The organism is Pseudomonas kitaguniensis (genome assembly GCF_049199985.1).
In the GTDB taxonomy this organism is placed as follows: domain Bacteria; phylum Pseudomonadota; class Gammaproteobacteria; order Pseudomonadales; family Pseudomonadaceae; genus Aquipseudomonas; species Aquipseudomonas kitaguniensis.
Genome location: NZ_JBLZPT010000003.1, coordinates 291,109 through 305,772, shown reverse-complemented (window position 1 = coordinate 305,772; position 14,664 = coordinate 291,109). Strand labels below are relative to the sequence as shown.

10 protein-coding genes are annotated in these 14,664 nt (G+C 60.4%); 5 read left to right on the top strand and 5 right to left on the bottom strand.

Annotation, left to right across the window (positions count from 1 at the left end):
- Positions 1-68 precede the first annotated feature (68 nt).
- Positions 69-1,901, top strand: a complete 1,833-nt coding sequence (locus ACOZK9_RS06835; RefSeq protein ID WP_421555495.1) for an ABC transporter ATP-binding protein — start codon at positions 69-71, stop codon at positions 1,899-1,901.
- Between the two features lie 32 nt (positions 1,902-1,933).
- Here ACOZK9_RS06835 and ACOZK9_RS06830 read toward each other — a convergent pair whose 3' ends face one another.
- Positions 1,934-3,058: a GNAT family N-acetyltransferase gene (locus ACOZK9_RS06830; protein WP_421555494.1), complete on the bottom strand. Its 1,125-nt coding sequence runs from the start codon at positions 3,056-3,058 to the stop codon at positions 1,934-1,936.
- Between the two features lie 282 nt (positions 3,059-3,340).
- Between ACOZK9_RS06830 and ACOZK9_RS06825 the strand changes: the two genes are divergently transcribed.
- Positions 3,341-4,663, top strand: coding sequence for a putative porin (locus ACOZK9_RS06825; protein WP_058412210.1), 1,323 nt, complete (start codon positions 3,341-3,343; stop codon positions 4,661-4,663).
- A gap of 95 nt (positions 4,664-4,758) precedes the next feature.
- Here the strand turns inward: ACOZK9_RS06825 and ACOZK9_RS06820 are convergent, their stop codons facing one another.
- The 4 genes from ACOZK9_RS06820 to hrpA form a co-directional block, all read right to left on the bottom strand.
- Positions 4,759-4,992 carry a zf-HC2 domain-containing protein gene (locus tag ACOZK9_RS06820; protein ID WP_058412211.1) on the bottom strand — a complete coding sequence of 78 codons (234 nt, stop codon included), beginning with the start codon at positions 4,990-4,992 and terminating at the stop codon, positions 4,759-4,761.
- On the bottom strand, positions 4,986-5,600 hold the full coding sequence (locus ACOZK9_RS06815; RefSeq protein WP_058412212.1) for an RNA polymerase sigma factor: 615 nt from the start codon (positions 5,598-5,600) through the stop codon (positions 4,986-4,988). The genes ACOZK9_RS06820 and ACOZK9_RS06815 overlap by 7 nt, the downstream gene beginning before the upstream one ends.
- A gap of 39 nt (positions 5,601-5,639) precedes the next feature.
- Entirely contained in the window at positions 5,640-6,761 is a 1,122-nt protein-coding gene (locus tag ACOZK9_RS06810; RefSeq protein WP_099240564.1) for a beta-ketoacyl-ACP synthase III, read from the bottom strand.
- Positions 6,762-6,987: 226 nt separating this feature from the next.
- The gene (gene hrpA / locus ACOZK9_RS06805) at positions 6,988-10,899 is read right to left on the bottom strand and encodes an ATP-dependent RNA helicase HrpA (protein ID WP_421555512.1); all 3,912 of its coding nucleotides are present in this window, start codon (positions 10,897-10,899) and stop codon (positions 6,988-6,990) included.
- Positions 10,900-11,135: 236 nt separating this feature from the next.
- Between hrpA and ACOZK9_RS06800 the strand changes: the two genes are divergently transcribed.
- The 3 genes from ACOZK9_RS06800 (at position 11,136) to ACOZK9_RS06790 (ending at position 14,586) form a co-directional block, all read left to right on the top strand.
- The gene (locus tag ACOZK9_RS06800) at positions 11,136-12,032 is read left to right on the top strand and encodes an EamA family transporter (protein WP_122249759.1); all 897 of its coding nucleotides are present in this window, start codon (positions 11,136-11,138) and stop codon (positions 12,030-12,032) included.
- A 92-nt stretch (positions 12,033-12,124) separates the two neighbouring features.
- Positions 12,125-12,916, top strand: coding sequence for a CPBP family intramembrane glutamic endopeptidase (locus ACOZK9_RS06795; protein ID WP_152749810.1), 792 nt, complete (start codon positions 12,125-12,127; stop codon positions 12,914-12,916).
- 104 nt (positions 12,917-13,020) lie between these two features.
- The gene (locus ACOZK9_RS06790) at positions 13,021-14,586 is read left to right on the top strand and encodes a methyl-accepting chemotaxis protein (RefSeq protein ID WP_058412216.1); all 1,566 of its coding nucleotides are present in this window, start codon (positions 13,021-13,023) and stop codon (positions 14,584-14,586) included.
- Positions 14,587-14,664: the final 78 nt, after the last annotated feature.

The window sequence follows — 14,664 nt, the reverse complement described above, 5'->3', positions numbered from 1 at the left end:
TCGCGCGGTGCCCACAAGGCGCCGCGCGCATTTAAACAGGAGAGCCCGCCAGGCGGGCGTCAACCCTAATGCTCTATCGCCGTTTCGAACAACTGATCGATATTTTCCGCGACGCGCCGAGCGCCGCTCCTCCCGACCAAGTCCTGCCCTTCTATCTCTACTACCTGCGCCAGGTGTGGCCGCACTTCGCCGCCTTGCTGGTGGTTGGCCTGATCGGCGCGCTGATCGAAGTGGCGCTGTTCAGTTACTTGAGCCGCATCATCGACCTGGCCCAGGGCACACCGCCCGCTGACTTTTTTCAGGTTCACAGCACCGAGCTGATCTGGATGGCCGTGGTCGCCCTGCTGCTGCGCCCGATCTTCGGCGCCCTGCATGACCTGCTGGTGCACCAGACCATCAGCCCCGGCATGACCAGCCTGATCCGCTGGCAAAACCACAGCTATGTGCTGAAGCAGAGCCTGAATTTCTTCCAGAACGACTTCGCCGGGCGCATCGCCCAGCGCATCATGCAAACCGGCAACTCCCTGCGCGACTCCGCAGTGGCGGCGGTGGATGCGATCTGGCACGTGGCAATCTACGCGATCAGCTCGCTGGTGCTGTTTGCCGATGCCGACTGGCGGCTGATGATTCCGCTGGTGACCTGGATCATCTGCTACAGCCTGGCGTTGCGTTACTTCGTGCCCCGGGTAAAAGAACGCTCGGTGATTTCCTCCGAAGCGCGCTCCAAACTGATGGGCCGCATCGTTGACGGCTACACCAACATCACCACCTTGAAGCTCTTTGCGCACACCCAATCCGAGCAGGAGTACGCCAAGGAAGCGATCATCGAGCAGACCGAAAAAACCCAGTTGGCCAGCCGTGTGGTTACCAGCATGGACATCGTGATCACCAGCATGAACGGCCTGCTGATTGTCACCACCACCGGGCTTGCGCTGTGGCTGTGGACGCAGTCGCTGATTTCGGTGGGCGCCATCGCGCTGGCTACCGGCCTGGTGATTCGTATCGTCAACATGTCCGGCTGGATCATGTGGGTGGTCAACGGTATTTTCGAAAACATCGGCATGGTCCAGGACGGCCTGAAAACCATCGCCCAGCCGCTGGCGGTGACTGACCGCGACAACGCGCCGCGCTTGAACGTGCCGCGGGGCGAAGTGCGCTTCGAGCAGGTGGATTTCCACTACGGCAAGCAGAGCGGGATCATTGGCGGCTTGAACCTTGAGATCAGGGCCGGTGAAAAAATCGGCCTGATCGGCCCGTCCGGTGCCGGCAAGTCAACCATGGTCAACCTGCTGCTGCGCCTGTACGACCTGCAAGGCGGGCGCATCTTGATTGACGGCCAGAATATCGCCGAGGTGGCCCAGGAGACCCTGCGCGAACAGATCGGCATGATCACCCAAGACACCTCGCTGCTGCATCGTTCAATCCGCGACAACTTGTTGTATGGCAAGCCGGACGCTACCGACGAAGAACTGATGGCCGCCATTCAGAAGGCCCGCGCCGATGAATTCATCCCGCTGCTGTCGGACGCTGAAGGGCGTACCGGGCTGGATGCGCATGTCGGTGAACGCGGGGTGAAACTCTCGGGTGGGCAACGTCAGCGTATTGCCATCGCCCGCGTGCTGCTCAAGGATGCGCCGATTCTGATCATGGACGAGGCCACCTCCGCACTGGACTCGGAAGTCGAGGCCGCGATTCAGGAAAGCCTGGAAACCCTGATGCAGGGCAAGACGGTGATCGCGATTGCGCACCGTTTGTCGACCATCGCGCGGATGGACAGGCTGGTGGTGCTTGAGAAAGGCCAGATTGCCGAGACCGGCAGCCACGCTGAGCTGATCGCCCATGGCGGGCTGTATGCCCGGTTGTGGCAGCACCAGACCGGCGGGTTCGTCGGTATCGACTGAAGGCACACTGCCAGGACCCAAGAGGCCCCTGTTCAGCCCTGCCGATAAGGCAGGGCTGCCCTTGCCTCTTCGGCGTAGGCCAAAATCCCCACCCGCTCTTGCGTCAGAAAATCCTCCACTGCATTTTTCAAACCCGGATGGCGCAAGTAATGCCACGAGCGGGTAATCACCGGTTCAAACCCACGAATCAATTTGTGCTCGCCCTGCGCACCCGCGTCGAAGCGTTGCAGGCCGTTGGCGATGGCGTAGTCCATGCCTTGGTAGAAGCAGGTTTCGAAATGCAGACGGTCGAACTCTGCCAGGCAACCCCAATAACGACCGTAGAAGCTGTCGCCACCGATCAGGCTGAACGCCATCGCCACCGGGCGTGAACCTTGTTTGGCCAGTACCACGCGAATGGCTTCGGGCATGCGCTCGGCCAGCAGGCTGAAAAACGCACGGGTCAAGTAGGGCGACTGGCGGCGCACTGCGTAGGTGTTGGCGTAGCAGGCGTAGACAAAATCCCACTGCGCTTCGCTTAACTCATGGCCGTGTAACCATTCGAACTCAATGCCCTGCCCGGCCACCTGCTCGCGCTCTTTGCGCATCTGTTTGCGCTTGCGCGAACTCAAGGCGTCGAGAAAATCCTGGAAGTCGCGGTAGCCGCGATTTTGCCAATGAAACTGGCAACCCAAACGCTGCAACCACCCAGGCAGCACCGCCAGTGCTGCGTCGGCCAACGGGTCGGTGAAGTTGATGTGGGCACTGGAGAGGCCTTCGATTTCCAAATAGCCCGGCAGGCTGTTCAGCAGTTCAAAACCGTCCTCGGCACTTCTCGCCAGCAATCGCGGCCCGCTGACCGGGCTGAACGGCACTGCCGTCAGCAACTTGGGGTAGTAATCAATGCCTGCGCGGTTACACGCATCCGCCCAACCGTGATCAAACACGTACTCGCCGTAGGAATGCCATTTGCGGTAACTGGGCAGTGCCGCCACCAGGCGCGCGCCCTCCCAATGCAGCAAATGCTCAGGCTGCCAACCCGATTGCGGGCTCAGGCTGGCGCTGTCTTCGAGCGCGCTCAAGAACGCATGCCGAACAAAGGGTTGGGCCTGCGGCACCAGGGCGTCCCAATCCTGCGGGGCGATTTCGGACAGGCTGTTCAGGCGTTGCAACGGCATCGGCATCCTCACTACTTCAGGGCGTGAAAGCCTTGCGAGTATCGCCGATCGACGCACTTAGCACACCTTGAAATCGCAGGACAAGGCTCGATACGGATAGTTCATTTCTAAATATTTTGTCATCTAGATGACATCACTTTGCCACTCCCCCGTCATAAACGATAGTGATACTGGCGCCAGTTTTTAGAGCGCTTGGTTATAGCAAGCGGCTATTTTTCCGTCCGTCATCGGTCGGTTGTGTCCTGGATGGTTTGCCATCCCTCCTCACTTTCGGAGATTGATATGCGTCTTGCTTCCACTAAAACTGCGGCGGTCCTGTGCGGCGGCCTGTTGCTGGCCCTCAGCGTTCCGGCCAGCGCTGCAGTCGACGCTAAATTGCTCGACATGCTCAAGGCCAATGGCCAAATTACCGCTGCGCAGTACACCGAACTGCAAAGCGAATTGGCCAAAGATCAAAAGGAAAAGCAGATCGCACAGCAAGCTCAACAAGAGACCAACGAGCAGATCGCGGCCACCGCGAAAAAAACTAACGACCTGAGCGTGTTTGACCAGAAGCTGGCTTGGGCCGCCAAGACTCAGTTCAAGGGTGACGTGCGCTTCCGTCAGGAAACCGTGAAGATCCAGGGCGAATCCAACAACGGTGGCCGCGACAAGGACCGTCAGCGCATCCGTGCCCGCCTGGGTGCCTATACCGAGATCAACTCGCAGGTCGACACCGGCATCCGTGTTGCCACCGGCAGCAGCGACGATGCCCGTTCCACCAACCAGGACCAGGACAACTACTTCGACAAGAAGTCGATCTGGCTGGACCTCGGCTATATCGACTACCACCCGACCCAGATCAAAAACCTGCACGTGATCGGCGGCAAAATGCTGCAACCGTGGGTCAACATGGGCGACGTAATCTGGGATAGCGACATCAACCCGGAAGGTCTGGCACTCACCTACAAATACCCGCTGGGTAGCAGCGCCGAGCTGTTCGGCAGCATTGGTAACTACAACCTCAAGGACAACGTCGACGGCGACGGCGTGCAGTTTCGTCACGACCTGCGCCTGACTGCCGGCCAGTTGGGGACGCGTTTCTCGGTTACCGATAACCTGAAGATGACTCTGGGCGGCAGCGTTTACGCCTACCAGAACGACAAGGACAGCACTTGCACCACGACCTCCTCGCCTTGCGCACTGGCGGTCAACGGTAACTCGGCCAACGAACAGTTCCGTCTGTACGAAGGTTTTGCCCAGGCAGACATCGGCGGCCTGGCCGTGCCACTGGCGTTCTACGGCCAGTACGTGAAAAACAACGACGCTTCCACCGATCAGGACACTGCCTGGTTGCTGGGCGCCAAGTCCAAAGTGTTTGGTTTCAACCTGGACTACAACTACCGCGATACGCAACGTAACGCAGTGGTTGGCGCCTTCACCGACTCGGACTTCGCCAACGGCACGACCGGTTCGCGTGGCCACAAGATGAAGGTCAGCTACGACATCGACAAGAACTTCGCCCTTGGCGCCACGTACTTCCTGACCAAGGCTGACTTCGCCAGCCGCACTCAGCGTGATGCCAACACCAACACCCTGCAGCTGGATGCTGAAGCCAAGTTCTAGGAAAAGCAGCGGCAAGTCTCAAGTCTCAAGCTTCAAGCTTCAAGCTTCAAGCTTCAAGCTTCAAGCTTGAGGCTTGCGGCTTGCCGCTTGCCGCTTTACCTATCTTTCAGGCGCTCGGCCACCAGCCGGTCAGCCACCGCATCAGCATCCTCTACCGGCGCGTCCGGCATGATCTTCAACGTCGCCTGCAGCAGGCGCATCTGGCGGATGAATCGCCGACAGTTACGGCAAAACATCAAATGATGGCGTACCAGCAGACGCTCGCGAAAGGTCAATTGCCCATCGAGATAGTCACTGGAACGTGCCACTTGTTCTTTACAGGTCAACATTCGCCCGTTTCCTCAAAATGTTCCACCGTGGCAAAGACTTTAAGCCGTGCTCGATGCAACAGCACACGCACATTGGAGAGCGAGAGCGTCAGAAGATTACAAATGTCTTCCAATTCCAGGCCCTGGCGTTCACGCAAGACCAGCACACTGCTTTGCAGCTCCGACAAACTCAGCAACGTATGCTCCAGGCATTTACGCAGCTCTTCTTCGGTCAGCAACGCTTCCGGCGTGTCTTGGTGCCAGGCATACGGGGCGACGGCCCAGTGGCCATCGTCGGCAACGAAGCGATCATCCCCGAGCGTGCCGTGAGGCGAGGGCAAATCGTCGAGCAATACTTCACGACGATTCTTTTTGTAGCGGCCCTTGGCGGAATTGGCGGTGATGGTCAGCAGCCAGGTTTTAAGGCTTGAACGCCCTTCGAACCTGGAAAGGTTGCGCACCACCGAAAGCCAAGCGTCTTGAACCACTTCATCGGCGTGGCGCTGGCCGACGATGGCATAGGCCACCGCCCGCATCGCGCTTTGGTAGGTCGTGACCATTTCCTTGTAGGCCCGCTGCTCACCCTTTAGCAGGCGTTCAAGCAGGTGCGTATCGTCTGCTGCCGCCATGTAAAACCTCAATATTGAAAGGGAAAGCCCTGTGCGAGATCAGCGCTTGCGCAAGATAACGCTGCCGATCGAGTAACCCGCGCCAAACGAGCTGAGCACCGCTACAGCGCCCTTGGGCAAGTCATCCTGATAGGTATGGAACGCAATCACCGAGCCGGCCGAGCTGGTATTGGCGTACGTGTCCAGAATCACCGGGGCTTCTTCCACCGTGGCTTCGCGGCCGAGCAGTTTTTTAACGATCAGGTGGTTCATGCTCAGGTTGGCCTGGTGCAGCCAAAAGCGCTTCACATCGCTGACGTTCAGCTGGTTTTGCGCAAGGTGCGTGCCGATCAATTCAGCGACCATCGGGCAGACATCACGGAAGACTTTACGGCCTTCCTGCACGAACAGCTTGTCGGGCGCGCCGATGCCTTCTGGCGCTGTGCGGTTGAGGAAGCCGAAGTTATTACGGATGTTGTTCGAGAACTTGGTCAGCAGCTTGGTGCTCACCACGTCGAACTGATGCTCGGAGGTCGCCAAGTCGGCGCGCTCGAGGATCACCGCCGTGGCGGCATCACCAAAGATAAAATGGCTGTCGCGGTCGCGAAAATTCAGGTGGCCGGTGCAGACTTCCGGGTTAACCATCAAAATCGCCCGCGCCTGGCCCAACTGAATGCTGTTGGCGGCGTTTTGGATGCCGAAGGTCGCCGATGAGCAGGCCACGTTCATGTCAAAACCGAACCCCTCGATGCCCAGGGCTTCCTGGACTTCGATGGCAATCGCCGGGTAGGCGCGCTGCAGGTTGGAACAAGCGACAATCACGCCGTCAATATCGGCAGCGGTCTTGCCTGCGCGTTGCAGGGCTTGTTCGGCGGCGCCGATCGCCATCTGACAGAGTACCGACCACTCGTCATTGCTGCGCTCGGGCAAGCGCGGGGCCATGCGTTGCGGGTCAAGAATGCCGTCCTTGTCCATGACAAAGCGGCTTTTGATGCCCGACGCCTTCTCGATAAAGGCCGCGCTCGACTCGGTCAAGGCCTGCACTTCACCGCGCTCGATGGCGGCGGCATTGTCAGTGTTGAACTGCTGCACGTAGGTATTGAAAGACTGCACCAGCTCTTCGTTGGAGATGCTGTTGGCCGGGGTGTACAGGCCAGTGCCGCTGATGACGACGTTATGCACGGTCGTTCCTCTAAATCTGTCAGGCAGAAGATATTGGTACCGTCGTACCACATTTTAAGTCGTTCGATTCCGTCCAGCGGGCATCAAACTGGCAACGCTTTATTCCATCGCGCCGCGGCTGCACCAGCCCATCACGACGATCCCGGCATTTATAGCCGCCAAGTTTGCCACAACCCCGGAGGTTTAGCGCCATATCCAGCACGAACCCGATCGCTACAATAGGCTCCTAGCTCTCTACCAGGCTCCACTGTTTACTCAGGCGCTTGTCGGAAATCGGCACCTTGGTGCCCAATTGCTGGGCAAACAGCGACACCCGATATTCCTCCAGCCACCAGCGGTAAAGCTCCAGCTGAGGGTCGCGCTTGCCTTCTTGAGCGTGTTTATTCAGGCGGTTCTGGTACTGCGCCCACAACCCGCTCAGCTCGGTGCTCCACACGCGATCTTTTTGCACCTGACTCGGCAGTTTCTCCAGGCGCAGTTCAATGGCTTTAAGAAAACGCGGCAATTCCTTGAACCACTGCGCCGGGGTTTCCCGCACAAAACCTGGGTACACCAAATGACTCAGTTGTTGCTTGATGTCGTTCAAGGCCACGGCTTGGGCCAAATCGATCTTGCCTTTGAAGCGTTTTTGCAACGCGTGCCAAAGCTTGAGTACTTCAAGGGTCAAGCGTGCCAGGCGCTCGGCGTGCTCGGTCCAGGCGCCGCGCTTGCGTTCGGCCAGGGCGGCCAAGCCCGCGCCGTCACGCGGCAGGCTGGTTTCGCCTTCGAGTATGCAGGTGTCGAGGCTGGCCAGCAGAATCTCCTCGACCAACCCGTCGATGCGCCCCAGCTCGCGGTACATCAGCCCCAACTCGGTGAGGCCCGGCAACTTACCGCGGAGGAATTTCGCCGGTTCGGCCAATTGCTGCATCAACAAGCGCTGCAAGGCGCGGCGGTGCTGGAACTCGGCCTCGGCGGCGGTAGAGAAGCGGCCTTCTTTGACCGTGCCGTTGTCTTCGACCAGCGCCGGGTACACCGTCATCGACAGGCCGGCGATCTTTTGCTGAGTCTTTTCAGCCACTGCCGCAAACACCTTGGCCTCTACCGGCTGCTGGCTTTTCGCGGTATTCGGCACGGCCAACGCGGCCTGGCTGGCTTCGGCAAAACGCGCAGTCAGCTCGGCCAAGTCGCGGCCTTCGCCGAGGAACTTGCCTTGCCCGTCGACCACTTCCAGGTTCATCTTCAGATGGTTTTCCACCTGTTGCGCGGCCTCGGCCCACGCTTCATCGCTGACCCGCGCGCCGGTCATGCGCAACAGTTCACGCCCCAGCGCCTGGGGCAATGAACCCTGGCCAAACTCGATACGTTGCAGCGCCGCCTTGACGAAGTCCGGCACCGGCACGAAGTTCTTGCGCAACGCTTTAGGCAGGTTGCGCACCAGCGCAATGCACTTGGCTTCGATCACGCCCGGCACCAGCCACTCCAGCCGCTCCGGCGGCAACGCCGGCAACAGCGGCGCCGGCACGCGCAGGGTCACGCCGTCGCGCGGGTGGTTGGGCTCAAAGTGGTAACTCAGCGCCAACGCCAGGTCGCCCAGGTGCAAGGTGTCCGGGTAATGCGCGGCGGTGACTTCACTGGCCTCGCGGGCCAGCACGTCCTCTTCGCGCATGATCAACAACTGCGGGTCTTTTTGGCTGTTGACCTTGTACCAACTGTCGAACGTTGCGGTCTGGTGAATCTCCGCCGGCAAGCGCGCATCGTAGAAGGCGTACAGCGTTTCTTCGTCGGCAAGAATGTCGCGACGACGCGCCTTGGCTTCCAGTTCATCGAGCTGCTCCAGCAATTGCTGGTTAGCCGTCAGGCACTTGGCCCTGGACTGAATCTCGCCGCGCACCAAACCTTCACGAATAAACAGCTCGCGCGACACCACCGGGTCAATCGGCCCGTAATGCACTGGCCGACGCCCGACCACAATCAGCCCGAACAGGGTGATCTGCTCAAACGCGACCACTTGGCCGCGTTTCTTCTCCCAATGCGGTTCGAAGTGGTTTTTCTTGATCAGGTGCCCGGCCAGCGGCTCGATCCAGTCAGCATCGATCTTCGCCACCATGCGCGCATACAGCTTGGTGGTTTCTACCAGCTCAGCGGCCATCAGCCACTGCGGGCGTTTTTTACCGATGCCCGATGACGGGTGAATCCAGAAGCGCCGCTGGCGTGCACCGAGGTAATCGCCGTCTTCGGTTTTTTGCCCAATCTGGCTGAGCAAGCCGGACAACACCGCCTTGTGCAGCTTGGCAAAGTCCGCCGGTTCTTTATTGACGGTCAACTGCATGTCGCGGCAGATCAGACTGAGCTGGCGGTGGGAGTCGCGCCACTCGCGCAGCCGCAGGTAATTCAGGAAGTTCTTGCGGCACCAGTTACGCAAAGGACTGGCAGTGAGTGCCTGGCGCTGTTCTTCAAAACCGCGCCACAGGTTAACCAAACCGGCGAAGTCCGAATCGGCGTCCTTCCACTGTGCGTGGGCCTGGTCGGCGGCTTGTTGACGCTCCGGCGGGCGCTCGCGCGGGTCCTGAATCGACATCGCACTGGCGACGATCAGCACTTCCTGCAAGCTGCCGAGCTTGGCGGCCTCAAGCAGCATGCGACCCATGCGCGGGTCCACCGGCAAGCGCGCCAGTTGGCGGCCCAGCGGCGTGAGCTGGCTGTTGCGGTCCACCGCCGAAAGCTCTTGCAGCAAGTTAAAGCCGTCGCTGATGGCCTTGCCGTCGGGCGGCTCGATGAACGGAAAATCGGTGATTTCGCCAAGCCGCAGGTGCAGCATCTGCAGGATGACGGCAGCGAGGTTGGTGCGCAGGATTTCCGGGTCGGTAAATTCCGGGCGACCGATAAAATCTTCTTCGCTGAACAAGCGAATACAAATACCCGGCTCAACCCGGCCGCAACGGCCTTTACGCTGGTTGGCGCTGGCCTGGGAAATCGCTTCAATCGGCAGGCGCTGCACCTTGGCGCGGTAGCTGTAGCGGCTGATGCGCGCGGTGCCGCTGTCGATTACATAACGAATGCCTGGCACCGTCAGCGAAGTTTCCGCGACGTTGGTGGCCAGCACCACACGCCGCCCAGGATGGGACTGAAAAATGCGCTGCTGTTCGGCCGGCGACAAGCGCGCGTACAGCGGCAAAATTTCGGTGTGCTTCAATTGAGCTTTGCGCAGCATCTCGGCGGCGTCGCGAATCTCGCGCTCGCCCGGCAAAAACACCAGCACATCGCCGGGGCTGCGCCGCTCGCTACGCTCATAAGCGGCGATTTCATCAAGCGTGGCGAGGATCGCCTGGTCGACGGTCAAGTCGTCCTCGACGCGGTTGCCCTCCTCGTCCTGCTCCAGCGTCAGCGGCCGATACCAGGTATCCACCGGGAACGTACGGCCCGAGACCTCGACAATCGGCGCGTCGTCGAAGTGCTTGGAAAAGCGCTCCAGGTCGATGGTCGCCGAGGTGATGATGACTTTGAGGTCGGGGCGGCGCGGCAACAGGGTTTTCAGGTAGCCGAGCAAAAAATCGATGTTCAGGCTGCGTTCGTGGGCTTCGTCGACGATGATCGTGTCGTAGCGTTCGAGGTAGCGGTCATTCTGGGTTTCCGCCAGCAGGATACCGTCGGTCATCAGCTTGATCAGGGTATTGGCGTCGCTCTGGTCTTCGAACCGTACTTGGTAGCCGACCAGCGCGCCAAGCGGTGTGGCCAGTTCTTCGGCAACGCGGCTGGCGACGCTGCGCGCGGCAATGCGGCGCGGCTGCGTGTGGCCGATCAAGCCGTATTGGCCACGGCCGATTTCCAGGCAAATTTTCGGCAGTTGCGTGGTTTTACCCGAGCCGGTCTCGCCGGCAATGATCAGCACCTGATGCTTGAGCAGCGCGGCCTTGATTTCGTCGCGCTTGGCGGCGATTGGCAGGCTGTCGTCGTAACGAATCACCGGCAGGCTGGCGCGCCGCGCCGTCACCTGGGCGTAAGACGCCTGCATGCGCGCGACCCACTGCGCGAGTTTCTGCTCATCGGGCTTCTTGCGCAGCTCAAGCAACTGGCGCCGCAGGCGTTGGCGGTCGGCGAGCATGGCGTGATCAAGGTTTTTCAGCAGTGTGTCGATAGTGGGCGCTTGGTCAGTCATCAGGTGCGTTTTGGTCATCTATTTATGCAGGGGGCCGATTGTCGCAGAAAAGCAGCTGCAAGCGGCAAGCTTCAAGCTTCAAGCGGCAAGTACCTGCCGAATTGCGTTTGCTTGCAGCTTGCCGCTTGCCGCTTGCCGCTTACGGCTTACGGCTTGCCGCTTACCGTGTAATTAGCAATTGTGTCGAGCAAGCCGCTGCGCAACACTCCGCCACCTTATTGATGGAGGAGCGTTTCGTGAAACCTGTCGACATCCTGTACCTGTTGGGGCTGGCTGCTATCTGGGGCGCGAGTTTCTTGTTCATGCGCGTCATCGCGCCGGAAATCGGCAGCGTGCCGACCGCGTTTTTTCGCGTCTCGATTGCGGCCGCCGGCTTGCTGGTGATCCTTGCGGCAATGCGCGTGAAATGGGACTTCCAGGGCAAATTCAAAACCATTCTGCTGCTGGGCGTGATCAACTCCGGGCTTCCCGCAACCCTGTATTCGCTGGCAGCCCAAGTGCTGCCCGCGGGGTATTCGGCGATCTTCAACGCCACGACGCCATTGATGGGCGTGTTAATCGGCGGGCTGTTCTTCAGCGAACGCCTCACCCCGTCAAAAATCGCCGGGGTCACGCTGGGCCTGTTCGGCGTGGGCGTGCTGACCCGTGCCGGGCCGGTGGCGTTTGACATGCAATTGCTGATGGGTGCACTCGCCTGCCTGCTGGCCACCACCTGTTACGGCTTTGCCGGTTTTCTCGCGCGGCGTTGGCTGGACCAGCGCGGCGGGCTGGACAGCCGGCTCGCGGCGTTGGGCAGCATGCTGGGCGCTACGCTGTTCCTGCTGCCGTTGTTTGCCTACAGCGCCATCAGCCATCCGCCGGCCAGTTGGGGCGGCTGGCAAGTGTGGTGGTCATTGCTGGGATTGGGGCTGGTGTGTACGGCGTTTGCCTACATTCTTTACTTCCGCCTGCTGTCATCCATCGGGCCGGTGAAGTCGATGACCGTGACCTTCATGATTCCGCCGTTCGGCGTGCTGTGGGGCGCGCTGCTGCTGGATGAACCGTTGTCGATGGCGCATCTGTACGGCGGGGTGTTGATTGCCGGGGCGTTGTGGCTGGTGTTGCGACCGGGGAAAGCCGCCAACGCGCTTTAGCGGCGCACCCAGGCGAATTACGCGCAAGAGTTTCATACAGCCAACGCAGGTCGCTCGCTACAATGCCTGCCGGTTTTTTTGGAGGCATTCACATGCTCGCTCTGCCCTGGCTGTACCTGATGTTGCTTTCGATTGGCTACGCAGTGGCGTTGACCTATGGGCAACTGGGCATGCTGGCAGGGGTTTCGGTCGCCCTGCTGCTGATCGCCGGGTACGCCGTTCGCCAGCAACGCAACCCTTGGGCGCGTTACCTCGGGCACGGCTTGTTTATTGTGTTGGCGCTGGGCCTGGCGCTGCACTGGCTGCCGGGGTTCTACAACGGCCTGGGCATCGCGCCACAGCGTTTTACGCCTGACTCCGCGCCGTTTTCGATGTACCTGAACCAGGACAAACCGCTGATTGGCTTTTGGTTGCTGCTGGCCTGCCCATGGCTGGTGGCGCAGCGCTCATTGCGCCTGTCGATCTACGTGACGGCACTGGCGTTGACGCTCACGGCAATCACCGCGCTGGGTGGCGCAGCGTTGCTGGGGATCATCAGTTGGGCACCAAAATGGCCGGCGCAAGCCTGGCTGTGGGTACTCAACAACCTGCTGCTGGTCACGCTGGTGGAGGAGGCGCTGTTCCGGGGTTACATACAGGGCGGCTTGAGCCCGCGCTTCCAGCACCTGCCCTACGGCGAGCACCTGGCCGTGTTGCTGGCCTCGCTGTTGTTCGGCCTGGCGCACGTGGGCGCGGGTGGGTATTGGGTGCTGTTGGCGGGCATTGCAGGCGTGGGTTACGGCCTGGCGTATCGTTTTGGTGGGCTGGGCGCGGCAATTGCCACGCACTTTGGGCTGAATCTGCTTCACTTCGGGTTGTTCACCTACCCGATGCTGGCTGGCTGATTTTCTTGATTGCAAAAGCGCGCACCGTCGATTGTTGCAAATTCAAGTTAAATAAATGCAGATTCCGGCCGACAACCCCTGAAAGCCTTGCGGATTGAACTCTCATGCGTAATAACCAACCCGTTACCCAGCGCGAACGCACCTTCCCCGCTCAGCAACGGTTGATCTCCACTACAGATGCCAAAGGCACGATTACCTACTGCAACGACGCCTTCGTCGAGATCAGTGGGTTCACCCGTGACGAACTGGTTCGTGCCCCGCACAACGTGGTGCGTCACCCGGATGTTCCGGCGGCCGTGTTCGCGCACATGTGGTCAACGCTCAAACAAGGCTTGCCATGGATGGGCATTGTCAAGAACCGCTGCAAGAGCGGCGATCACTACTGGGTTAACGCCTATGTGACGCCGGTCTTTGATGGCAACCAGGTGATCGGCTACGAATCGGTGCGCATCAAGCCCACCGCCGAGCAGATCCGCCGGGCCGAAGCGCTCTACCAACGCATCAACAAGGGCAAGTCTGCCGTGCCACAGCGCGACAAGTGGCTGCCGATTTTGCAGGACTGGCTGCCGTTTATTCTGGTCAGCCAGTTGAGCTTCATGATCGGAGCCTCACTCAACTCGCACTGGGGCTTTGCCCTGGCGGCCGGGTTATCGGTGCCGCTCGGCCTGCTCGGCCTGAGCTGGCAGCAACGTGGCCTCAAGCGTTTGCTGCGCCTGGCTGAGCAGACCACCTCCGACCCATTGATTGCGCAGATGTACACCGACAGTCGAGGCGCACAAGCGCGGCTGGAGATGTCGATTCTCAGCCAGGAAGCCCGTCTGAAGACCTGCCTCACGCGCTTGCAGGACACTGCCGAACACCTCAACGCCCAAGCGGCGCAGTCCAACACCCTGGCGCATAACAGCTCCAGCGGCCTGGAACGCCAGCGCGTGGAAACCGAGCAGGTGGCCACTGCAGTCAACCAGATGGCGGCGACCACACAGGAAGTGGCCAGCCACGTGCAGCGCACGGCGGACGCCACTCAGGAAGCCAATCGCTTGACCGGCCGTGGGCGCGACATCGCCGGCGAAACCCGCGAGGCGATTCAGCGCCTGTCCGTGGCCGTGGGCGAGACCGGTGTGACGGTCACCCAATTGGCCAAGGACAGCGACGAAATCGGCGGCGTGGTCGATGTGATCAAAGGCATTGCCGACCAAACCAACCTGCTGGCGTTGAACGCCGCGATTGAAGCGGCGCGTGCCGGTGAGATGGGCCGTGGTTTTGCGGTGGTGGCGGACGAAGTGCGTCAACTGGCGCAGCGCACGGCTGAATCCACCGGGCAAATTCATGCCCTGATCGCCAAGCTGCAGCACACCGCTGCTGCCGCCGTGCAAACCATGGACGCCGGGCATCGCCAGGCCGAAGAGGGTGTGGCGCGGGTGATGGAGGCGGATCAGGCGTTGGTGGGGATCAGTGAAGCGGTGGCGCATATCACCGACATGACCACGCAAATCGCAGCAGCGACCGAAGAGCAAAGCTCGGTGGCCGAAGAGATCAGCCGTAACATCAGCACCATTGCGCTGTTGGCGGATCAGACCTCGGAACAGGCCATGAACTCGGCGCAGTTGAGTGAAGAGCTGACGCATACCGCCCATACCCAGTACTCGCTGGTGGAGCGTTTTAACCGGTAGACCGCTATCGGGAGCAAGCCCCCTCCCACATGTTGAAATGTGTGAACACAGTTCAACATGTGGGAGGGGGCTTGCTCC